A 20,604-nucleotide genomic window follows, 5' to 3' on the forward strand; every position below is an offset into this window, starting at 1 on the left:
CTCCCTGCCGTCCCCTTAGGATGCAGGTATTCCCACACACTTCCCCGGAGGACTAATGCTTAAGCAAGGCTCTGCCCTGGACCGGTATTTCAGGGTCACCGAGCGCGGTTCCAACCTTTCCCGCGAGATCCGCGGCGGGTTCGCCACATTCTTCGCCATGAGCTACATCGTGGTGCTGAACCCGCTGATCCTGTCCGGTCCGGACTCGAGCGGCACCACGCTGGGCTTCACGGCGGTGGCCGCCGTCACCGCGTTGGTGGCAGGCATCCTAACCATCCTCATGGGCGCCTGGGGCCGGCACCCCTTCGCCCTGGCCACCGGCCTGGGCGTGAACGCCTTTGTGGCCGTCACCGTGGCCACAAACCCGGGGCTGACCTGGCCCGACATGATGGGCCTGGTGGTCCTCTCCGGCGTCACCATGCTGATCCTGGTCCTCACGGGCTTCCGTACCGCCGTCTTCAGGGCTGTGCCGGATGGCCTCAAGACGGCAATCGTGGTGGGCATCGGCCTGTTCATCGCCCTGATCGGGCTGGTCAACGCCGGGTTCGTGCGCCGCATTCCTGACGTTGCCGGCACCACGGTTCCTGTTGGCCTGGGCTTCGAAGGCAAGCTGCTGGGCTGGCCCACGGCGGTTTTCGTTTTCGGCCTGGTCCTGACCATCGCCCTGGTGGTACGCAAGGTCAAGGGCGCCATCCTGATCGGCATCATTACCTCCACGGTGCTGTCCGTGCTCCTTGAGATGACCCTGCACATCGGCCCGAGTTTCGACGGCAAGAACTTCAACCCCCAGGGCTGGTCCCTGGTGGCGCCGGCGTTTTCCGGCTGGGCTGCCCCCGACCTCTCGCTGATCGGCAAGGCCAATCCCTTCGGCGCCTTCCAGCACCTCGGCTTCGTGGCCGCAGCGCTGCTGGCCTTCGTCATCCTGCTCAGCATCTTCTTCGACGCCATGGGCACCATGGTGGGCCTGGCCAACGAAGCCGGCACGGTGGACGAGCACGGCAACATTCCCGACGTCGACCGTGTGCTCCAGGTGGACGCACTCGGCGCCATCATCGGCGGCGGCGCTTCCGTCTCCTCCAACCAGATCTACGTCGAAGCCGGTGCCGGCATTGGTGAAGGCGCCCGCACCGGCGTCGCCTCAATCGTTACCGGCCTGCTGTTCCTGGTGGCCATGTTCTTCACTCCCCTGATCAACCTGGTCCCGTTTGAGGCCGTGGCCCCTGCCCTGGTGGTGGTGGGCTTCATGATGGTGTCCCAGGTGGGCAAGATCGACTGGCAGGACTGGGGCATCGCCATCCCCGCGTTCCTGACGTTCACCCTGATGCCGTTCACCTACTCCATCGCCAACGGCCTGGGCGCAGGCTTCATCGCCTACGTGCTGATCCGTTCTGTCCAGGGCAGGGTCAAGGACATCCATCCGCTGATGTGGGCCGTGGCCGCGGCGTTCGCGCTGTTCTTCGCCATCGGCCCCATCGAGGCCGCACTGGGAATGTAGTTACACGGGGGTGTTCGGCGCGAGCCCCTCGTCGCCGGACACCGCCAGGGCCTTCCTTTGGCGCAGCCGGTCCAGCCGGTTCATCAGCGGCGAGGTGGTGGCGCCATGGATCACGATGGACAGCGCCACCACCAGCCCAACGAAGGACCAGAGCCAGTGCGCCTGGTCCGCGAAACGGCCTTCGCCCAGCGCAAAGGCCAGGTAGTACAAGGATCCGATTCCGCGGATCCCGAAGAATGAGAGCGCCACGCGTTCCCGCGGTCCGGTCTTGCCGCCCAGCAGGCCCAGCCAGCCGGCCAACGGCCGGACCACCAGCAGGAAGGCCAAGGCCACCAGCACTTCCACGATCCCGATGCCGGCGAGCAGCCCGCGGGCGATTGCGCCGCCGAGCAGGACCAGGATCACCACCGTCAGGAGCCGCTCCAGCTGCTCAATGTAGGAGTGCAGCACGCGGTGGTAGCCGTGGGTGCGTTCAGCGGCCCGGATGGTCACGGCACAGACGAACACCGCGATGAACCCGTAGCCCTCCACCATCTCTGTCAGCCCGTATGCCAGGAACGTCGCCGCCAGGGCCACGAAACCCTCGGAGTGGTTGGACACCCTGAGGCTGTCGGCGCGGGCAGAGAAGAACAGCCTGGCGAGCAGCTTGCCGGTGAGGACACCCACCAGAAGCCCGACGGCCAGCCGCCACAGCACATCCAGCCCAAACCATTCGCCGAACCAGGCAGACGGGTTTGCCCCGGCGATGCTGATGGCGATGGCCAGGTACACGAACGGGAACGCCAGCCCGTCATTGAGCCCGGCTTCCGAGGTCAGGCCGAACCGGACCTCATCCTCCTTGTCGGTGTGGTCGTCCTGGCCGGCGGGTTCGCCCACTTGGACTTCGGACGCCAGGACGGGGTCGGTGGGGGCAAGGCTGGCGGCCACCAGCAGCGCCGCACCCAGCCCAAGGCCCAGGAACCACATGCCCAGCAGCGTCAGGGCCAGAATGCACAACGGCATGGCGATGCCCAGGAGCCGCCATGTGGTGGACCAGCGTTTGCGCCCCACCGGCCGGTCAAGGGCCAGCCCGGCGCCCATCAGCGAAATGATCACGCAGACCTCCGCGAGGTGCATGACAAAGTCGCCGTGTTCCACCGGGTCCGGGTCCGGCAGCGAGGGAATCAGCGCGAACGCACCCATCCCGGCCCCCAGGAAGACCATCGGCATGGACAGGGGCGTATCACGCAGCAGCTTGGGCAGGACCGCGGCGATGAAGACGGCCAGGCCGGCCGCGGCAAAGAGGATGTCTGGGGCTTCAAACATGGGGAAGGCTCTCCAGCCTGGAATGGGTGCGTGGATCCGAAAGCGGACACGCCACACTTCGATGGGCGGACTGCTCTCACCATAACCCGTGCATCAGGCATATCCCCGGCGCCCCGGTGAAGTCCCGGTTCTTGGATCCCGGACAGGACGACGGCGGCGTTGCTGGTTTTCGCGCCCGGCATGCGGTGAGCTTGAGGCATGTCCCTCCAGCTCCCCGCCGTCGACGTCCCGCCCCAGCCCTGGACAGGGAGGTTCGACGGCGACGGCCCCGGTCACCGCCGATGGTGGCAGGCAGTGAACCCCTTCGATAACACCGCGCCGGCGGCCGTCGGCGGACCAGACGCGGCCGCCGCGGCGGGCCACAGGCCCGTGGCCCTGCTGGGCTTCGCCAGCGACGAGGGGGTGCGCCGGAACCAGGGCCGCACCGGAGCGTCAGCCGCCCCCGCAGCCCTGCGGAAGGCGCTGGGCCCGCTGGCTTTCCACCTGGACCGTACCGTGGCTGACATGGGCGACGTGGCGGTGCCCGGGGAAGACCTGGAAGCCGGGCAGGAACGTCTTGGCCGGGCGGTTGCCGCATTGCTCGACGCCGGCCACCAGACCGTTGTCCTGGGCGGCGGCCACGAAACCGCCTACGCGAGCTACCTTGGGGTCAGCGCCTCATCGGCAGTCCAGGACGGAGGGCGCCTTGGCGTCCTGAACCTTGACGCACACTTCGACCTCCGCGACGAGCCCGTGCCCAGTTCGGGGACTCCGTTCCTGCAGATGGCCCGCGCAGAAGCCGGCGCCGGACGCGAATTCCGCTACGCCGTCGTCGGCATCTCGGAGCCGAACAACACCCGGGTCCTCTTCGACGCCGCCCGGAAGCTGGGCGTCCGGTACCTGCTGGACGAGGACTGTGACGCGGACCGGGTACGCGACTTCGTGGACGGCTTCCTGGCGGACATCGACGTGCTGTACCTGACCATCGACCTGGACGTGCTGCCCGCCGCGGTGGCGCCCGGGGTGAGCGCGCCCGCAGCCTACGGGGTGCCGCTGCCCGTCATTTCCGCGGTGTGCCGGCAGGTGGCGCGGAGCGGGAAGCTCCTGCATCTGGACGTCGCGGAGCTGAACCCCGCGTTCGACATCGATGGCCGGACCGCCAAAACCGGTGCGCGGCTGGTGGACACGCTGCTGCGCTGACAGCCGCTGCTGCCGGCCCTAGGCTCCCTTCAGGACGTACCGCCGTTCCGGCCGTCCCACGCCGTACTTGAGCCGCACCTCCAGCGTGCCTTCGTCGTGCAGGTATTCCAGATAGCGGCGGGCGCTGACGCGGGAGGTGCCCAGCTCCTGCGCCACTTCGGCGGCTGAGACGTCACCGGCGGCAGCGTTGACTGCCGCCTCCACCAGCCTCAGAGTCTCAATGCTGCAGCCCTTGGGGAGGGGACGTTCGGCGCGGTCCAGGCCGAACACGCGGTTGACGTCCGACTGTTCGGCCACGTCCTTGGACGCATCCAGGCTTTGGTAGGCGTTGCGGTAGTGTTCCAGCCGCTCCTGCAGGTCCGTCTGCGAAAAAGGCTTGATCAGGTAATGGACAATGCCACCGCGGAGTGCCTTCCGCACGGTTTCCACCTCACGGGCGGCGCTGATGACCAGCACGTCCAGCTCCGGCGCCACGCTGCGCAGGCGCTGCATCAGGTCAAGGCCGTTGATGTCCGGGAGGTGGATGTCCAGCAGCACCAGGTCCGGCCGGAGCCTTTCGGTCTCCGCGACGGCCTGGGCCCCGGTGTGTGCCGCACCCACCACGGTGAAACCGGGTGTGCGCTGGATGAAACCGGCGTGCACCTTGGCCACCATGAAGTCGTCATCGACGATCAGGACCTTGATCATGGCCGGGTACTCCCTCGTTTCAGCACGGCGGTAAAGACAGCCCCATTATCGTTGGCCACCGTCAGGTTTCCGCCACTGCGGCGGCACACCACCCTGGACAGCGCCAGCCCAAAGCCGCGGCTGCCGGCCGGACCCGGTTCCTTGGTGGTGAAGCCCTGGCGGAAAATGTGGTCCGTGGAACCGCCGGGAACACCGGGTCCGTTGTCCCGCACCGTCACCACAACGTCTTCCCCGGCCTTGCCCTCCACCAGCACCCTGACGGCTGCCTGCGGAAGCCCGGTGACGGCGTCGAACGCGTTGTCCACCAGGTTCCCCACCACGGTGGTGAGGTCCCGGGACAGCTCGTCGTCAACCGTGTCCAGCACGGAGTCGGGATCCAGCTGCAGGGCCGCGCCGCGTTCGGCGGCGAGGCTCGACTTGGCGATCAACAGGGCGGCGAGCGCGGGATCCTTGATCCGGCCCGTCACTTCGTCGTTGAGTCTGGTCCGGTCCACGGTGGCACCGTTGACGAACTGGACCACGGAGTCGTATTCGCCGATCTGGATCAGGCCGGAAATGACGTGCAGCTGGTTGGCGAACTCATGTGCCTGGGCCCGCAGGGTATCCGTGGCGGTGCGGGTGGTGCCCAGTTCCTGCTCCAGTTCCGAGAGTTCTGTACGGTCGCGAAGCGTGGTCACCGAGCCGATGACCCTGCCGCGGGACTGGATGGGCACCCGGTTCATCACCACCAGCCGGTCCCCCACCAACACCAACTGGTCGGGCCCGGGCTGGTCACGGGTGAGGACTTCCTTGAGGGCGGGTTCGACGGCGAGGCCCGCCACGCGCTTGCCCACACAATCGGGCGGAAGTCCCAGCAGGGCACGCGCGCTGTGGTTGGCCACCGTGATCCGCTCGTGCAGGTCCAACGCCACCACGCCCTCCTTGAGGCCGTGCAGCATGGCCTCACGGTTCTCCACCAGGCTGGTGATCTCGCTGGGTTCCATGCCAAGGGTCTGCCGCTTGACCCGCCGCGACAGCAACAGGGAACCGGCGATGCCCAGGACGCTCGCAACGCCAAGGTAGGTCAGGAGGTTGGGGACGGCGTCGCCCAGCCGCTCGAGCACCGTGGGATAGTTGCGGCTGATGGAGGCGATGCCGATCATGCGGCCGGTGTCATCAAGGACAGGAACGTGCGCGGACAGGAGCGGGGCGGGAGTCCCGCCCACCACTCCGGTCCAGGCCCTGCCTTCCATCACCCTGCTGGTGCCGAGCTCCAGCGGCCCGCCCAGCAGGCTCGGGTCCGAGGACGCTACAACCGTGCGGTCCAGTTTTGCCAGTGCCACCCTGGATGAGCCAGAGACGATCCGCACGGATTCCGCCACCGCGGGAAGCACGGCCCCGCCCCGCGGTTCAGCCTCAGGGAGGAGCTCGCGCACTACCGGATTGCCGCCCAGTGCTTCCGCGGCCGACAACGCACGCCGGCCTTCGATCCGTTCAAAGGCCGCAGCGGACTGGGCCAGGGAAATGGCCACCACGCCCACCAGGACAGCCAGGACAATGAGCAACTGCAGCAGAAGGTACTGCCCCGCGAGGGACATTCCTCGTCGTCGAGTCACAATCGTCTTCCTGGTGTTGCTGGTTGGGCCGGGTGGCCCGGCGGTTTGGCTGGCCTCCCATGCACGCAAAAGTACGGGGCGCAGGGCCGGGTGGTACCGGGAACTATATCCCAAAGCCCGCAGCCGGGACGTTTGTGGGGTTTTGGAAACGTGAACGCAATGAACACAACTTTCTCTGCGTACACAAGAGTGATCCCTGTCACGGGCGGCCCTAGCATCGAAAACACCAAGTCAGCCGATGCTGATCAGATTTGTTTGAGAGAAGAGGAACACATGCGCCAGATCCGCGCATTGCGAATTGCCGCCGTTGCCGCCGGCATCGCCCTGATGGCCACCGGTTGCGGTGCCACCGGCAAGAGCTCCACCGGTGCGGAAAGCTCCGGCGCCGCCGCCGGACCCATCACCGGCCTGCAGATCATGGTCCCCAACACCCCCGGCGGCGGTTACGACACCACCGCCCGTGCCGCCGCAAAGGTCCTCGACGACGAGAAGATCTCCACCAACACCGAGGTCTTCAACCTCGCGGGGGCCGGCGGCACCGTGGGCCTCGCCCGCATCGTCAACGAGAAGGGCAACGGCGACCTTGCCATGCTCATGGGCCTGGGCGTCGTGGGCGCCAGCTACACCAACAAGTCCGAGTCCAAGTTGACCGACACCACTCCCCTGGCCCGGCTCATTGAAGAGCCCGGCGCCATCATGGTCGGCAAGGATTCCCCGTACAAGACCATCGATGACCTGGTGAAGGCATGGAAGTCTGATCCCGGTTCCATCGCCGTCGGCGGCGGCTCCTCCCCCGGCGGCCCCGACCACCTGCTGCCCATGCAGCTGGCCGGTGCCGTGGGCATCGACGCCACCAAGGTCAACTACGTCGCGTACGACGGCGGCGGCGACCTCCTGCCCGCAATCCTGGGCAACAAGCTGGGCTTCGCAGCTTCCGGCGCCGGCGAGTACCTGAAGCAGATCGAATCCGGCGAGGTACGCGTCCTGGCCACCAGCGGCGAGAAGCGCCTGGACGGCGTGGACGCACCCACCCTGAAGGAATCCAACATCGACCTGGTATTCACCAACTGGCGCGGCGTCGTGGCCCCTCCGGGAATCAGCGACAAGGACAAGGCTTCCCTGATCGCAGCCCTGGAAAAGATGCACGGCACGGCCGGCTGGAAGGAAGCCCTGAAGACCCACAGCTGGACCGACGCCTTCATCACCGGTGACCAGTTCAAGACCTTCCTCACCGAGCAGGACAAGCGCGTGGCGGACGTCCTCACCAAGCTTGGGTTGGCGTGACCTCCCTGACAACAGGCCTCAAAGGCCGCTCCGAGCTGGGAGTTGCACTCCTGCTCGGGGCGGCCGGCGTCCTGGTCTTCCTGGACGCCAACGGCCTGGTAACCCCGTATTCGAAGTCCGACCCGGTCGGCCCCAAAACCGTTCCGTTCATCGTGGCCGGAATGCTGGTGGTCTGCGCCGTGCTGCTGGCCGTCAACGTGCTGCGCGGCGGCAAGGGCGAGGCTGAAGGCGGGGAAGACGTCGACCTCACTCACCCCGCAGACTGGAAGACCATCCTGCCGCTGGCAGGCGCCTTCATCCTGAACATCCTGCTGATCGACTGGGCCGGCTGGGTGATCTCCGGAACCATCCTGTTCTGGGGCAGCGTCCTGGCCCTCGGCAGCCGCCGCTACGTCCGGGACGGGCTGATCTCCGTGGCCCTGTCCCTGCTGACCTTCTACGGCTTCTACCTCGGCCTGGGCATCGCGTTGCCGGCCGGCCTCCTGGAAGGAATCCTCTAAATGGACGTCTGGTCCTCCCTCATGGACGGCTTCGCCACCGCCCTGACCCCCATGAATTTCCTGTACGCCGTCATCGGCGTCATCCTGGGCACCGCCGTCGGCGTCCTCCCCGGCCTGGGCCCGGCCATGACGGTTGCCCTCCTGCTTCCCGTCACCTACGCCCTGGAACCCACCAGCGCCTTCATCATGTTCGCCGGCATCTACTACGGCGGCATGTACGGCGGCTCCACCACGTCCATCCTCCTCAACACCCCCGGCGAATCGTCCTCCGTGGTCACTGCCATTGAGGGCAACAAGATGGCAAAGGCCGGAAGGGCGGCGCAGGCGCTTGCGACGGCGGCAATCGGCTCGTTCGTCGCCGGCACCATCGGCACGGCGCTGCTGGCGGTCTGCGCACCGATCGTGGTGAAGTTCGCCGTGAGCCTTGGCGCGCCCAGCTACTTCGCGATCATGGTTTTGGCCCTGCTGGCCGTCACGGCCGTGCTCGGCTCTTCACGGCTGCGCGGTTTCGCCTCCCTGGGCCTCGGCCTGGCCATTGGCCTGGTGGGCATGGACTCCGTCACCGGCCAGCGCCGCCTGACGTTCGGCCAGCCCCTCCTCGCTGACGGCCTGGACATCGTGGTGGTGGCCGTGGCCATCTTCGCCGTGGGCGAGGCCCTCTGGGTGGCGGCGCACCTGCGCCGGACCCCCCTGCATGCCATTCCCGTCGGCCAGCCCTGGATGGGCAAGTCCGACTGGAAGCGCTCCTGGAAGCCGTGGTTGCGCGGTACCGCCTTCGGCTTCCCGTTTGGCGCACTGCCGGCAGGTGGCGCCGAGATCCCCACGTTCCTCTCCTATGTCACGGAAAAGCGCCTCAGCAAACACCCGGAGGAGTTCGGCAAGGGCGCCATCGAGGGCGTGGCCGGCCCGGAAGCGGCCAACAACGCCGCCGCGGCCGGAACCCTGACCCCCATGCTGGCCCTGGGCCTGCCCACCAACGCCACAGCCGCCGTGATGCTGGCCGCCTTCACCTCGTACGGCATCCAGCCCGGCCCGCAGCTCTTCGAAAGCGAAGGCCCCCTGGTATGGGCGCTGATCGCCAGCCTCTTCATCGGCAACCTGCTGCTGCTCGTGATCAACCTGCCGCTGGCACCGATGTGGGCAAAGCTGCTCCAGCTCCCCCGCCCGTACCTGTATGCAGGCATCCTGTTCTTCGCCACGCTGGGCGCCTACTCGGTGAACCTGCAGGCGTTCGACCTCGTGATCCTGCTGGTCCTGGGCGCACTCGGCTTCATGATGCGGCGCTTCGGGCTTCCCGTCCTGCCGCTGATCCTCGGCGTAATCCTGGGTCCGCGGATCGAAGGGCAGCTCCGCAAGACGCTGCAGCTGAGCGCCGGTGACCCGGCAGGGCTCCTCAGCGAGCCGATCGCCGTCGGGATCTACGTCATTATTGCCCTCATCCTGCTCTGGCCCTTCGCCTACAAGCTGTTCCGGCGGAACCGTCCGGAGCGCCGGCCGCTGATTCCCGCCAATTCGGGCGCAGCGGACTACAGCGACTGAGCAGGCGCACCGCACCGTCAAATCCCTACCCACATCGAGCAGAAAGCAAGGAGACACCATGACCGTCGTTGTGGGATACGTCCCGACTCCGGAGGGCGAAGCTGCCCTGACCCAGGCCATCACCGAAGCCCGGAAGACCAACACCAGGCTTCTGGTCATCAATTCGTCCAAGGGCGACGCCCTGGTGGACAACCGCTTTGCCCAGGACGGCGACATCCAGGACATCGAGCAGCGACTGGCGGGCCAGGGCATCGAGTACCTGATCAAACGGCCGGTCCGCGGTCATGATGCCGCGGCCGAGGTGCTGGACGCCGCCGAGGAACACGACGCAGAGCTTATTGTGATTGGCCTGCGGCGCCGCACCCCCGTGGGCAAGCTGATCATGGGCAGCACGTCCCAGCGCATCCTGTTGGAGGCGGACTGCCCGGTCCTTGCCGTAAAGGCGGGCTAGGCGGGGACGGCCGCCGGCGCCCGGAACAACTCCTGGCGCTGGCGGCCCAAGCCCTCCACCTCTACCTCCACCACGTCGCCCGGCTGGAGGTAGGGGAAACGGCCGCTGAGGGCCACCCCCTGGGGCGTCCCGGTGAGGATCACGTCACCCGGTTCCAGCCGCATGTACTGGCTGCAGTGGTGGACCAGCGTGGGCGCATCAAAGATGAGCTCCGCCGACGAGGAATCCTGCCGCGGCTCACCATTCACCCAGCTGCGCAGCCGCAGGTTCCCGCCGTCGATCATGTCGGCCGGCACCAGCCACGGGCCCAGGGGCGTTGACCCGGGAAGGGACTTGCCCTTGGTCCATTGCCCGGCCGCCCCGGGCAACTGGTATTCCCGCTCAGACAAGTCGTTCGCCGTGACGTAGCCGGCAATGCACTCGCTGGCCTCTTCCACCGACCTGAGGTAGCTGGCTTCGCTGCCAATCACGATGCCCAGTTCCACTTCCCAGTCGTACCGGGTGGAGCGGGGCGGAAGCGGGGCGGTGTCATAGGGGCCCGTGACGGTGTTGCTGGGCTTGAGGAAGACGACGGGAACCGTGGGCGGTTCCGCGCCTGATTCGGCGGCATGGGCGGCATAGTTCATCCCGATGCCCACTACCGAGCCGGGCCGGGCTACGGGAGAACCAACCCGGAGCGCAGCCGCACCCTCTATGACCGGCAATTCCCCGGACTCCAGCGCTTTGCGCACCTTGGCCAGTCCGCCGTCGGCAAGGAACGCTCCGTCCACGTCAGCGGTAAGGGGCAACAGGCTGAAATACCGGTCGGTTCCGTCCGCCGAGGGAACCAGCACGGCGGGCTGTTCACTGCCGCTGTCGCCAAGGCGCATGATCTTCATTCCGATTCTCCTCAAGCTGATCGACCGGGTGCTTCCGGGGCCCTTTGGCGCCCCCTGTCCATGCTCATGGATCTACGGCCCGCGCGGCGAACCGACGGTTTGTGACTGGACCTCCACAGCTCAAATAGGACAGTCATCTGACATCTAACCGGAGCAGTCGGTAGAATAGTGGAGCCATCCTGGCACGAAACACAGAAAGTTCAGTACATGACTACAGCCACTTTGGAGCGGATCCCCGCCGCTGCCAAGCCAACCGAAGAACCTGCTGTGCAGTCCATCAGCCTGGAATTCTCCAGCGCCAGCGAGGTCCATGCAGGACTGGAAGAGGCGGTGGCCGAACTGATTGAGGTGGCGGCAAAGGATGCCGAGTGCGGCATTCGCGTCACCAGGCTGCACCCCGGAAGCTACACGGTAGCCCTGGATGCGTCGGTGCCCTTCGGCGAAACGTACGAGTCCTTCGCCGCCTGACCTGCCTCCCGGGCCCCACGGCTACCGCCGCCAGGGTGCCCGGCAACGAAAAATCCCCGCACGCCATACGGCGTTTGCGGGGATTTTTCGTGGCTGCGGGCGGACCGTCAGCCGCGGCGGACCTGGACGCCGTCGGACTTCAGGAAAAGCTGCTTCTCCGCCGGGCCTGACGGGCCGGCCGGGACCAGCCAAAGGACGTTGCCGCTTTGGGACACTTCTTCCACCTCACCGGCTGCCACCACATGCGCATGCTTGATGATCTCGACCCGGTCCCCGGCCTGGAGGGCCTTCCAGTCGGACACCGCGGCGGAATGGGCGTTTCGCCTGGACAGGACTGCCCCACGTGCTTTCATTTGAACTTCTACCCCTTTGTATCGTTCTGCTGCCACAGCCTCTTTGATGTGACCTTCACTACATCTTCAGTTCTACTACACTCCCGGCGCCACGGTGGGCCGCGGCGCCGGAAATTCCACCTTTCGGACGGACAGTCCGAAGGCGCTGAAGATTCTTCGGTGTCAGGCGAGCGGCCCGACGGCGGATTCGGCCGCCCGAAGCACGTCCCCCGAGGCGACCAGCCCGTCAGCCGCTTCCAGTTCCGGCGAGAGGAAACGGTCCGTCCCCGGTCCCTCCACCACCGCGCGGAGCGCAGCCACGACGGCGGTGCCCGCAGGCCCCGGCGTCAGGACGCCACCCGAAAGCTGCGAGCGGATATCCAGTGCGCGGGCCGAGGCCACCAGTTCGATGGCCAGGACGCGGCGGAGGTTCTCCACGGCTTTGCGCAGCTTCCGGGCCGCGTGCCAGCCCATGGACACATGGTCCTCCTGCATGGCGGAGCTCGGAATAGAGTCCACGGACGCCGGAACGGCAAGCCGCTTGTTGTCCGACACCAGGCCGGCCTGGGTGTACTGGGCGATCATCAGCCCGGAGTCCACTCCGGGGTCAGCCGCGAGGAACGCAGGCAGGCCATGCGAACGGGCAGGATCCAGCATCCGGTCGGTCCGGCGTTCAGCGATGGAGCTCAGGTCGGCGACCGCGATGGCCAGGTAGTCCAGGACGTATGCCACGGGCGCGCCGTGGAAGTTGCCGTTGGAACTGACACGGCCGTCCGGAAGGACCACCGGATTGTCGATGGCTGCCGCCAGTTCCCGGGTGGCCACCAGTTCCGCATGGTCGACGGTGTCGCGGACGGCACCGGCAACCTGCGGGGCGCAGCGCAGGGAGTAAGCGTCCTGCACCCGGGAATCCCCCACCCGGTGCGAAGCGACGATGGGCGAACCGGACAGCACGCGCAGCATGTTGTCCGCGCTGGCCGCCTGGCCGGGGTGCGGCCGCAGTGCGGCGTGCAGTTCGGGCAGGAATACCTGGTCGGTGCCCAGCAGCGCCTCGACGCTGAGCGCAGCGGTGATGTCCGCCGTTGACAGCAGCTGCCGAAGGTCCGCGATGGCCATGAGGAGCATGCCCAGCATGCCCTCGGTGCCATTGACCAGGGCCAGGCCTTCCTTTTCGGCGAGGGTGACCGGCTCGATGCCGTGTTCTGCCAGCAGCTCAGCGACAGGCCGCTCTCCCCGCCCGCCGTACGTCACGCCGTCGGGCCCCGCCGCCTCCCCCTCGCCCATCAGGACCAGGGCGCAGTGGGACAGTGGCGCCAGGTCGCCGGAGCAGCCCAGCGAGCCGAACTCGCGGACCACCGGGGTGATGCCGGCATTCAGGACGTCAACCATGGTCTGCAGGACCACGGGGCGGACACCGGTGCGGCCGGAGGCGAGGGTCTTGGCGCGCAGGAACATGATGCCGCGGACCACTTCCCGTTCCACGGCCGGTCCCATGCCCGCAGCATGGCTCCGGATCAGGGACTTCTGCAGCTGCGTTCGCAGTTCGTTGGGGATGTGGCGGTTGGCCAGGGCGCCGAAGCCGGTGGAGATGCCGTACGCCGGAACGTCGCTGGAGGCGAGGTCATCAATGTGGGCGCGGACTTTGGCAACGGTTTCCAGGGCGTCCGGGGAAATGGCCACCTTGGCGTCGTGGCGCGCGACGGCGAGCACATCCTCAGGCGTCACACCAACGGCCCCAAGGGTGACGGTCAGCGGTTCGTGGGTTGTGAGAGTCACTTGTGGTTCCTAGTTCTCGTTCATCGGGATGCGGACGCCGCGTTCTTTGGCGACGTCGAGGGCGCGGTCGTAGCCCGCGTCGGCGTGGCGGATGACGCCCATGCCGGGGTCGTTGGTGAGGAGGCGCTCGAGTTTCTGCGCGGCGAGGTCGGTGCCGTCGGCGACGGAGACCTGACCGGCGTGGATGGACCGGCCGATGCCGACGCCGCCGCCGTGGTGCAAGGACACCCAGGTGGCACCGGAGGCGGTGTTCAGCAGGGCGTTGAGCATGGGCCAGTCGGCGATGGCATCCGAGCCGTCCTGCATGGATTCGGTTTCGCGGTACGGGGAGGCGACGGATCCCGAGTCCAGGTGGTCGCGGCCGATGACGATGGGGGCCTTGACCTTGCCGTCCTTCACGAGCTGGTTGAAGAGCAGGCCGGCCTTGGCGCGTTCGCCGTAGCCGAGCCAGCAGATGCGTGCCGGGAGGCCTTCGAACTCGACGCGTTCCTGGGCGGCGTCGATCCAGCGGTGCAGGTGCTTGTTCTCGGGGAAGAGTTCCTTGATGGCTTCGTCCGTGACGCGGATGTCTTCCGGGTCACCGGACAGGGCAACCCAGCGGAACGGGCCCAGGCCCTCGCAGAACAGGGGCCGAATGTAGGCCGGAACGAAACCGGGGAATTCGAACGCCCGGGTGTAGCCACCCTTGCGTGCTTCGTCCCGGATGGAGTTGCCGTAGTCGAAGACCTCGGCGCCGGCATCCTGGAATTCCACCATGGCCTGGACGTGCCGGGCCATCGATGCCTGGGCCTTCTTGGTAAACCCTTCAGGATCGGCTTCTGCCTCGCGGTGCCACTCGCCCACCGAAATGCCTTCCGGCAGGTAGGACAGGGGGTCGTGGGCAGAGGTCTGGTCCGTGACGATGTCCACGGTGAGTTCGCCGGCTTTGTGGCGGCGCAGGATCTCGGGGAAGACTTCGGCGGCGTTGCCCACGTAGCCCACGGACCAGCCGCGGCGCTCCTCCTTTGCCTTGAGCACCTTGGCGATGGCGGCGTCGAGATCGGTTTCCACCTCGTCCAGGTAGCGCTTGCCGGCCCGGCGGCGCAGGCGGGTTTCGTCGACGTCGACGATCAGGCAGGCGCCTTCGTTCAGGGTGACGGCCAGCGGCTGGGCACCGCCCATGCCGCCGCAGCCGCCGGTAAGGGTCAGCGTGCCGGCGAGGGTGCCGTTATCGTTGCCGGCGAGCTTGCGGGCGATCGCGGCGAAGGTTTCGAAGGTGCCCTGCAGGATGCCCTGGGTGCCGATGTAGATCCAGGACCCGGCGGTCATCTGGCCGTACATCATCAGGCCCTCGGCCTCGAGCCGGCGGAATTCAGGCCACGTTGCCCAGTCGCCCACCAGGTTGGAGTTGGCCAGCAGCACGCGCGGGGCCCATTCGTTGGTGCGGAAGACACCGACGGGCTTGCCGGACTGGACCAGGAGGGTCTCGTCCTTCTCCATGGTTTCCAGGGTGCGGGTGATGGCGTCGAACGCAGCCCAGGAGCGGACGGCCCGGCCGGTGCCGCCGTAGACCACCAGGTCGTCCGGGCGTTCTGCCACCTCGGGGTCCAGGTTGTTCATCAGCATGCGCAGCGGCGCTTCGGTCTGCCAGGACTTGGCGGTGAGCTCGGTGCCGCGGGCTGCTTTGACCGGGCGGGCACCGGTGGTGAAGTCGGCGGGTGCCATGATGGGCTCCTTTTCTTGGTGTCTGAGGTTTCGAAGAAGTTCTGTAACAACTAAAGCGCCTGGAGAAGTGGCTTCACAGGGCTTTCGAAGGTGTGCTGTCCGGAATGCCAGACAAACACCCGGCCTGTTTGGCTGCCTTACTTGACCGGGCGGCCGTGGATGCGGACGGAGAGTTCGTCCGCCACCTTCTGCACACGGGCGGCCAGCACCGGCCACTCGTCAGCAGGCAGCTTGTCCTCCAGGAAGGTGACCGCGACTGCCGCCGTCGGCCAGCCCAGGTGATCCGTTACAGCGGCGGCGATGGAGCCGAAGCCTGGGGTCACCTCGCCGTGTTCGGTGGCGTAGCCGCGCTGCCGGACCTGGTCCAGATGGGAGGACAGCGCGGAGTACTTCATGATGGCGCCCTCCACCTCGTGCCGGGCCGTGAAGGCGGCGGCATTCGGGTACAGGGCCCGTACCTGGGATTTCGGCAGCGCGGCGAGGATGGCCCGCCCGCTGGCGGTGAGGTGGCTGGGAAGCCGGACGCCGACATCGGTCACCAGGGACGGGCGGTTCTTGGCCCGCTCCTCCACGATGTACAACACGTCGCGTCCATGCAGGACCGCCAGGTGGGCGCTCTCGCCGAGGGCGTCGACGAGGCTTGCGAGCAGCGGCCGGCCGAGCCGGGACAGCGGCTCCTGGCGGGAGTAGGCGGAACTCAGCTCGAACGCACTGATGCCGAGCCCGTACCGCTGTTCCTCGTGCAGGTGGAGCACAAAGCCGTTCGCCTCCATCACACCGAGCAAGTGGTAGACGCTGGACCTGGGCAGGCCCAGGGTGGAGGCAATTTGCGACGCCGCCATCGGCCCGCGCCGGGAGGCCAACAGTTTGAGGATGCGGAGCGTGTTCTCGGCAGCGGGGACCTTCGACGCCGCCTTTGAGGCTGCTCTTGATTGGCTGCCGGCCTCCGGTATCGGGTCTGTCGCTAACACGCGGTCCTCCTTCTCTTTTGCGGTACATCCCTGTGCAATCCGGGATCCCGTACTTAAGCTTGCGTCCTCCGCTTGCCTCCATAGTTCACGCAAATGCGTAAGTTGTCTGAGATACCAGACATGCGCAAGCGTACAGCGCGGCTGCTGTATCAGCCGTGGCCGGTTCACGGTTCGGTAGAGTCCCGCTATGGACGAAAAAGAGATGCTGCACCGCTATCTCCGGGCCAGGCGTGACGACCTGCTCGGCAAACTTGATGGCCTCACCGAGTACGACGTCCGCCGGCCGCTTACGCCGACCGGTACCAACCTGCTGGGCCTGGTCAAACATGTGGCCAGCGTGGAGGTGGATTATTTCGGCGTCGTGTTTGGCCGTCCCAGCGGGCGGCACCTTCCCTGGCTGGACGAGGGCGCCGTCCCGGACGCGGACATGTGGGCGACCGCAGACGAGTCCCGTGAGGACATCATCGGGCTGCACCACTTCGCCGCCGCGCACAGCGACGCGACCATCGAGGCACTGCCCGCTGACGCTCCCGGAGTGGTTCCCTGGTGGCCGGAGCAGCGGCGCAACGTCACCTTGCACCAGATCCTGGTCCATATGGTGGCCGAACGGGCCCATCACCTGGGCCACGCGGACATCCTGCGCGAACTCATCGACGGCAGTGCCGGGCAGCGGCCAGGCGATCCGAACCTCACCAGGCGCAGCCCCGAAGAATGGGCTGCCCACCGTGCCGCCATCGAAGCTGCGGCGAGGGAGGCATGAGTACCTTCAGACGCTGACCACCACTTTCCCGCGCGCCCGCCCCTCGTGGAGGTACTGGATGGCGGCGGGTGCTTCGGCAAGGGGGAAGACCCTGTCCACCGCGGGTTTGACGCTCCCGGCCTCGATCAGCGATGCAAGGGCCTCGAGGTCCAGATGGGTTTCCTTGGCGACAAGCCCCTTGAACTTCCGGCCGGAAAACAGGGAGACCAGCGGGGCAGCAAGGGACCGCTGAAATCCGCCGGTCAGCTTGCCGCCCCCTTCGCCGCCGATGATCACCAGCGTGCCCTTGGGTCCGAGGAGCCGGCGCAGGAGGGACAACGGACGGTTGCCGGCCGTGTCCAGGATGACGTCATACGGCTTCCCGTAGCCCGCCATATCGGTCTTGGCATAGTCAATGACGGCGTCCGCCCCAAGGGAACGCACCAGCTCAACCTTGCCGCTGCTGCACACCCCTGTCACATCAGCTCCGAAGGCCTTGGCCAGCTGGACCCCGAAGGACCCCACTCCCCCGCCCGCGCCAAGGATCAGCACCCTCTGGCCGACGGTGACCTGGCCGGCGTCCCGAACAGCCTGCAGGGCGGTGACGCCCGAGATCGGCGACGCCGCGGCTTCTTCAAAAGAGAGGCCCGTGGGTTTTCGGGCCAGCTTGTCCTCCTTCGCGCAGACGTATTCGGCAAAGGACCCGTCGCAGGTCCCAAACACCTCGTCCCCCGCAGCAAAGCGGGTTACTCCGGGCCCCACCGCCTCCACCACGCCGGCCACTTCCCGGCCACGGACAGGAATCTTTGGCTTCGTCAGCCCGTAGCCAAAGAGCCGGAGCAGATACGGCAGCCCCGTCATCAGGTGCCAGACGCCCTGGTCGACGCCGGCCGCCCGCACCCGGACCAACACCTGGCGGTCGCCGGGGGCGGGCCGGGCGATGTCCCGCAACCCGAGCACGCCTGGTGGTCCATAAACGTCCTGCACGATGGCCTTCATCGTCGTTCTCCTTCGGGCTGTTGGTACCGGGCATAACCTCATCCCGCGGTTCGGCGGCGGCCCCTCAACGTAAAGAAAAGCCGCCAGCGAGTCAAGGGCCCGCCCCCGGAACCGGAAAAGCCAGGATCCACCGCCCAGTCTGAGATGAAAGACACCAACCCTTCGTGAGGCTCATCACGGTGCACCCGAAAATGGTCTGCTGGTTAACGGCTCCCCTCCCAATGACGAGAAGGTATTTGCATGCAACCAGCTCCAACCCCAACACGGAACGAAACCGCAACGGACAAGCACAAGCCGGCTGCCGTCGTCGGACACGTCCTCAACAGGGGACTCAACGTGCGGCATATCCGTTTCATGGCCCTGGGATCGGCTATTGGCACCGGCCTCTTCTATGGCTCAGCCTCGGCAATCCAGAAAGCCGGCCCGGCCGTTCTGCTGGCCTACATCATTGGCGGCGCGGCAGTGTTCATGGTGATGCGCGCCCTGGGCGAGATGGCCGTGCGGCATCCGGTCCCGGGCTCCTTCAGCCAGTACGCGGGCCGGTATCTTGGCCCCCTCGCCGGCTTTGTGACCGGCTGGACGTACGTATTCGAGATGGCCATTGTGGCCATCGCGGACGTCACGGCCTTCAGCATCTATATGGGCTTCTGGTTCCCGCAGGTGGACCGCTGGATCTGGATCCTGGCCGTCATCTGCTTCCTCGCCGCGTTGAACCTGCTCAGCGTCAAGGTCTTCGGAGAACTCGAGTTCTGGTTCTCGCTGATCAAGGTCGCGGCCATCATCGCCATGATCGCCGGCGGCGCGGCGCTGATCGTGTTCGGTTTCCAGGGCGACGGCTCCAGCGTGGCTCCGGGGTTGGGCAACCTTGTTGACCACGGCGGCTTGTTCCCCAATGGCTTCGAAGGCCTCCTGGCATCGTTCGCCGTCGTGATGTTCGCCTTCGGCGGCATCGAGACCCTGGGCATCACGGCCGGGGAGGCAGCCGACCCCAAGAAGGTCATTCCCAAGGCCGTCAACACCGTCCCAGTGCGGGTACTGCTGTTCTACGTCCTCACCCTGGGAGTCCTGATGAGCCTCTTCCCGTGGGACCAGGTGGGCACCAGCGGCAGCCCGTTCGTGCAGATCTTCAGCGGCCTGGGCATCCCGGCAGCCCCCCATATCCTGAACGCGGTGGTGATCACCGCCGCGCTCTCCGCCATCAACAGCGATATCTTCGGCGCCGGCCGTATCCTTTTCGGGCTCTCCAACCAGGGCCATGCGCCGGCCGCCTTCGGCAAGGTTTCCCGGCACGGCGTTCCCTGGATGACTGTGGTCATGATGGCTGGAATCCTGCTGGTGGGGGTGGTCCTGAATGCCGTCATTCCGGAGGACGTCTTCATGGTGATTGCCTCGATAGCCACCTTCGCCACGGTCTGGGTGTGGATGATGATCCTTGCGTCCCATGTTGCGATGAAGCGGGAAATCGCCCGAAAGGGCCTGCCGGCGTCGGAATTCCCGTCCCCGTGGTGGCCCGCAGCCTCTGTCCTCACGATCGTGTTCATGGTGCTGGTGATCGCCGTCCTGGGGGCGTTCGAAGACACACGCATCGCCCTGTACGTGGGCGCGGTGTGGCTGGGACTGCTGGTGGTGGCCTACCGCCTGTGGGTCAAAGGTGACGGACGACGCCGGGCCCACCTTGAGGACGAGACCTCGCCGCTGCCGGTGGTCGGGACCGCCCGCACCGGAGCGTAGGTCAGGTCCCGTTTGCAAAAGGTGCCCGGTCCCACAAGGGACCGGGCACCTTTCTCTTCCACTCGCAGGCGGCCGCCTGCCCGCTAGGCCGCGGCGGCGGCCCGTACCGCCTGGCCGAGGGACGTCGTCGGACGCCCAATCAGCCTGCGGAGGTCGCCGGTGCTGACCAGGAGGTCGCCGCGGGCAATGCCCAGGTCCGAATCGGCGAGGATCTCCGCGAACGCCTCCGGCACCCCAACGGAGGTGAGCAGGCCGGCGTAATCCTCGGCGGGAAGGTCGTTGTAGGTGATGGTCCTGCCCGTGGCCGCACTGATCTCGGACGCGAGGTCCGCCATGCTGAACGCCTCGTCGCCGCCCAGTTCGTAGACCTTGCCGGCCTGGTCCTCCGCCGTCAGGACGGCGGCTGCGGCGTGGGCGTAGTCGGCCCTTGCGGCCCCGCTGACCTTGCCGTCCCCGGCGCTGCCCGCGAGCGCGCCCTGGGCAAGGGTTCCGGGCAGCTGCTCCGTGTAGTTCTCCAGGTACCAGCCGTTGCGCAGCAGGACGAAGGGGACACCGGATTCGCGGAGCAGTGCCTCCGTGGCCTGGTGTTCGCCGGCCAGTTTCATGGACGTGGTGTCCGCGTTGGCGATGCTGGTGTAGGCCAGCAGCTCCACCCCTTGGGCCTTGGCGGCATCAATCACGGTGCGGTGCTGTTCCACCCGCTGTCCCACTTCGCTGCCGGAGATCAGCAGTACCCGCCGTGCGCCCTTGAGGGCGGCGGCCACGGAACCCGCGTCCGCATAGTCCATCTGCTGCACGCGCACCCCGCGCGCAGCGAACCCTGCCAGCTTTTCCACCGACCGGCCGGCAGCCACGACGTCCCCCGCCGGCACGCCCCGCTCGAGGAGGGCTTCAAGAACGTGGCGGCCCAGCTGTCCGGTAGCGCCTGTCACAACAATGCTCACGATGGTTCCTTTCGGGAGTTCTACTCT

19 protein-coding genes are annotated in these 20,604 nt (G+C 67.0%); 9 read left to right on the top strand and 10 right to left on the bottom strand.

What is annotated here, in order from left to right; all coding sequences use genetic code 11:
• Nucleotides 1-55: 55 nt before the first annotated feature.
• Entirely contained in the window at nt 56-1,495 is a 1,440-nt protein-coding gene (locus tag Q9R31_RS17230) for an NCS2 family permease (RefSeq protein WP_311263920.1), read from the top strand.
• On the opposite strand, the gene Q9R31_RS17235 is transcribed toward Q9R31_RS17230, so the two are convergent.
• A complete protein-coding gene (locus Q9R31_RS17235) occupies nt 1,496-2,800 on the bottom strand; it encodes a cation:proton antiporter (RefSeq protein WP_311263921.1) in 1,305 nt (434 codons plus the stop codon). It abuts the gene before it with no gap.
• A 198-nt stretch (nt 2,801-2,998) separates the two neighbouring features.
• On the opposite strand from Q9R31_RS17235, the gene hutG reads away from it, so the two are divergent.
• The gene (gene hutG, locus Q9R31_RS17240; protein WP_311263922.1) at nt 2,999-3,979 is read left to right on the top strand and encodes a formimidoylglutamase; all 981 of its coding nucleotides are present in this window, start codon (nt 2,999-3,001) and stop codon (nt 3,977-3,979) included.
• Between the two features lie 18 nt (nt 3,980-3,997).
• Here hutG and Q9R31_RS17245 read toward each other — a convergent pair whose 3' ends face one another.
• Together Q9R31_RS17245 and Q9R31_RS17250 are read right to left on the bottom strand one after the other, a co-directional pair.
• Entirely contained in the window at nt 3,998-4,666 is a 669-nt protein-coding gene (locus tag Q9R31_RS17245) for a response regulator (RefSeq protein WP_311263923.1), read from the bottom strand.
• The gene (locus tag Q9R31_RS17250) at nt 4,663-6,243 is read right to left on the bottom strand and encodes a sensor histidine kinase (RefSeq protein ID WP_311263963.1); all 1,581 of its coding nucleotides are present in this window, start codon (nt 6,241-6,243) and stop codon (nt 4,663-4,665) included. The genes Q9R31_RS17245 and Q9R31_RS17250 overlap by 4 nt, the downstream gene beginning before the upstream one ends.
• A gap of 291 nt (nt 6,244-6,534) precedes the next feature.
• Between Q9R31_RS17250 and Q9R31_RS17255 the strand changes: the two genes are divergently transcribed.
• Genes Q9R31_RS17255 through Q9R31_RS17270 form a run of 4 tightly spaced genes read left to right on the top strand, consistent with a single transcriptional unit; the run spans nt 6,535 to nt 10,035 of the window.
• Complete coding sequence (locus Q9R31_RS17255; RefSeq protein WP_311263924.1) at nt 6,535-7,545, top strand: tripartite tricarboxylate transporter substrate-binding protein; 1,011 nt, start codon at nt 6,535-6,537, stop codon at nt 7,543-7,545.
• A complete protein-coding gene (locus tag Q9R31_RS17260) occupies nt 7,542-8,045 on the top strand; it encodes a tripartite tricarboxylate transporter TctB family protein (protein ID WP_311263925.1) in 504 nt (167 codons plus the stop codon). Before Q9R31_RS17255 ends, Q9R31_RS17260 begins: the two co-directional genes overlap by 4 nt.
• A complete protein-coding gene (locus Q9R31_RS17265; protein WP_311263926.1) occupies nt 8,046-9,584 on the top strand; it encodes a tripartite tricarboxylate transporter permease in 1,539 nt (512 codons plus the stop codon).
• 58 nt (nt 9,585-9,642) lie between these two features.
• The gene (locus Q9R31_RS17270) at nt 9,643-10,035 is read left to right on the top strand and encodes a universal stress protein (RefSeq protein WP_311263927.1); all 393 of its coding nucleotides are present in this window, start codon (nt 9,643-9,645) and stop codon (nt 10,033-10,035) included.
• Here the strand turns inward: Q9R31_RS17270 and Q9R31_RS17275 are convergent.
• Nucleotides 10,032-10,913: a fumarylacetoacetate hydrolase family protein gene (locus tag Q9R31_RS17275; RefSeq protein ID WP_311263928.1), complete on the bottom strand. Its 882-nt coding sequence runs from the start codon at nt 10,911-10,913 to the stop codon at nt 10,032-10,034. The two genes, Q9R31_RS17270 and Q9R31_RS17275, sit on opposite strands and share 4 nt — an antisense overlap.
• Nucleotides 10,914-11,120: 207 nt before the next feature.
• Between Q9R31_RS17275 and Q9R31_RS17280 the strand changes: the two genes are divergently transcribed.
• On the top strand, nt 11,121-11,381 hold the full coding sequence (locus Q9R31_RS17280) for a hypothetical protein (RefSeq protein WP_311263929.1): 261 nt from the start codon (nt 11,121-11,123) through the stop codon (nt 11,379-11,381).
• A gap of 107 nt (nt 11,382-11,488) precedes the next feature.
• On the opposite strand, the gene Q9R31_RS17285 is transcribed toward Q9R31_RS17280, so the two are convergent.
• The 4 genes from Q9R31_RS17285 to Q9R31_RS17300 form a co-directional block, all read right to left on the bottom strand.
• On the bottom strand, nt 11,489-11,734 hold the full coding sequence (locus Q9R31_RS17285; protein WP_311263930.1) for a hypothetical protein: 246 nt from the start codon (nt 11,732-11,734) through the stop codon (nt 11,489-11,491).
• Between the two features lie 162 nt (nt 11,735-11,896).
• Complete coding sequence (gene hutH, locus Q9R31_RS17290) at nt 11,897-13,489, bottom strand: histidine ammonia-lyase (protein ID WP_311263931.1); 1,593 nt, start codon at nt 13,487-13,489, stop codon at nt 11,897-11,899.
• 9 nt (nt 13,490-13,498) lie between these two features.
• Nucleotides 13,499-15,193 carry a urocanate hydratase gene (gene hutU / locus Q9R31_RS17295; protein ID WP_311263932.1) on the bottom strand — a complete coding sequence of 565 codons (1,695 nt, stop codon included), beginning with the start codon at nt 15,191-15,193 and terminating at the stop codon, nt 13,499-13,501.
• A 137-nt stretch (nt 15,194-15,330) separates the two neighbouring features.
• Nucleotides 15,331-16,164 (bottom strand): IclR family transcriptional regulator, encoded by an 834-nt coding sequence (locus Q9R31_RS17300; RefSeq protein WP_311263933.1) that lies wholly within the window; start codon nt 16,162-16,164, stop codon nt 15,331-15,333.
• A gap of 187 nt (nt 16,165-16,351) precedes the next feature.
• On the opposite strand from Q9R31_RS17300, the gene Q9R31_RS17305 reads away from it, so the two are divergent.
• Nucleotides 16,352-16,924 carry a DinB family protein gene (locus Q9R31_RS17305; protein ID WP_311263934.1) on the top strand — a complete coding sequence of 191 codons (573 nt, stop codon included), beginning with the start codon at nt 16,352-16,354 and terminating at the stop codon, nt 16,922-16,924.
• A gap of 6 nt (nt 16,925-16,930) precedes the next feature.
• Here the strand turns inward: Q9R31_RS17305 and Q9R31_RS17310 are convergent, their stop codons facing one another.
• Nucleotides 16,931-17,902, bottom strand: coding sequence for an NAD(P)-dependent alcohol dehydrogenase (locus tag Q9R31_RS17310; RefSeq protein WP_311263935.1), 972 nt, complete (start codon nt 17,900-17,902; stop codon nt 16,931-16,933).
• A gap of 240 nt (nt 17,903-18,142) precedes the next feature.
• Between Q9R31_RS17310 and Q9R31_RS17315 the strand changes: the two genes are divergently transcribed.
• Nucleotides 18,143-19,633: an amino acid permease gene (locus Q9R31_RS17315; protein WP_311263936.1), complete on the top strand. Its 1,491-nt coding sequence runs from the start codon at nt 18,143-18,145 to the stop codon at nt 19,631-19,633.
• A gap of 83 nt (nt 19,634-19,716) precedes the next feature.
• Here Q9R31_RS17315 and Q9R31_RS17320 read toward each other — a convergent pair whose 3' ends face one another.
• The gene (locus tag Q9R31_RS17320; protein WP_311263937.1) at nt 19,717-20,577 is read right to left on the bottom strand and encodes an SDR family oxidoreductase; all 861 of its coding nucleotides are present in this window, start codon (nt 20,575-20,577) and stop codon (nt 19,717-19,719) included.
• Between the last annotated feature and the right edge of the window lie 27 nt (nt 20,578-20,604).

The sequence above is a fragment of the Pseudarthrobacter sp. BRE9 genome (assembly GCF_031844305.1).
In the GTDB taxonomy this organism is placed as follows: Bacteria; Actinomycetota; Actinomycetes; order Actinomycetales; family Micrococcaceae; genus Arthrobacter.

Coding starts and splice junctions, on each gene's coding strand:
- Q9R31_RS17230 (WP_311263920.1), top strand. CDS start 56: ATGCTTAAGCAAGGCTCTGCCCTGGACCGGTATTTCAGGGTCACCGAG.
- Q9R31_RS17235 (WP_311263921.1), bottom strand. CDS start 2,800: ATGTTTGAAGCCCCAGACATCCTCTTTGCCGCGGCCGGCCTGGCCGTC.
- hutG (WP_311263922.1), top strand. CDS start 2,999: ATGTCCCTCCAGCTCCCCGCCGTCGACGTCCCGCCCCAGCCCTGGACA.
- Q9R31_RS17245 (WP_311263923.1), bottom strand. CDS start 4,666: ATGATCAAGGTCCTGATCGTCGATGACGACTTCATGGTGGCCAAGGTG.
- Q9R31_RS17250 (WP_311263963.1), bottom strand. CDS start 6,243: ATGTCCCTCGCGGGGCAGTACCTTCTGCTGCAGTTGCTCATTGTCCTG.
- Q9R31_RS17255 (WP_311263924.1), top strand. CDS start 6,535: ATGCGCCAGATCCGCGCATTGCGAATTGCCGCCGTTGCCGCCGGCATC.
- Q9R31_RS17265 (WP_311263926.1), top strand. CDS start 8,046: ATGGACGTCTGGTCCTCCCTCATGGACGGCTTCGCCACCGCCCTGACC.
- Q9R31_RS17270 (WP_311263927.1), top strand. CDS start 9,643: ATGACCGTCGTTGTGGGATACGTCCCGACTCCGGAGGGCGAAGCTGCC.
- Q9R31_RS17275 (WP_311263928.1), bottom strand. CDS start 10,913: ATGAAGATCATGCGCCTTGGCGACAGCGGCAGTGAACAGCCCGCCGTG.
- Q9R31_RS17280 (WP_311263929.1), top strand. CDS start 11,121: ATGACTACAGCCACTTTGGAGCGGATCCCCGCCGCTGCCAAGCCAACC.
- Q9R31_RS17285 (WP_311263930.1), bottom strand. CDS start 11,734: ATGAAAGCACGTGGGGCAGTCCTGTCCAGGCGAAACGCCCATTCCGCC.
- hutU (WP_311263932.1), bottom strand. CDS start 15,193: ATGGCACCCGCCGACTTCACCACCGGTGCCCGCCCGGTCAAAGCAGCC.
- Q9R31_RS17305 (WP_311263934.1), top strand. CDS start 16,352: ATGGACGAAAAAGAGATGCTGCACCGCTATCTCCGGGCCAGGCGTGAC.
- Q9R31_RS17310 (WP_311263935.1), bottom strand. CDS start 17,902: ATGAAGGCCATCGTGCAGGACGTTTATGGACCACCAGGCGTGCTCGGG.
- Q9R31_RS17315 (WP_311263936.1), top strand. CDS start 18,143: ATGCAACCAGCTCCAACCCCAACACGGAACGAAACCGCAACGGACAAG.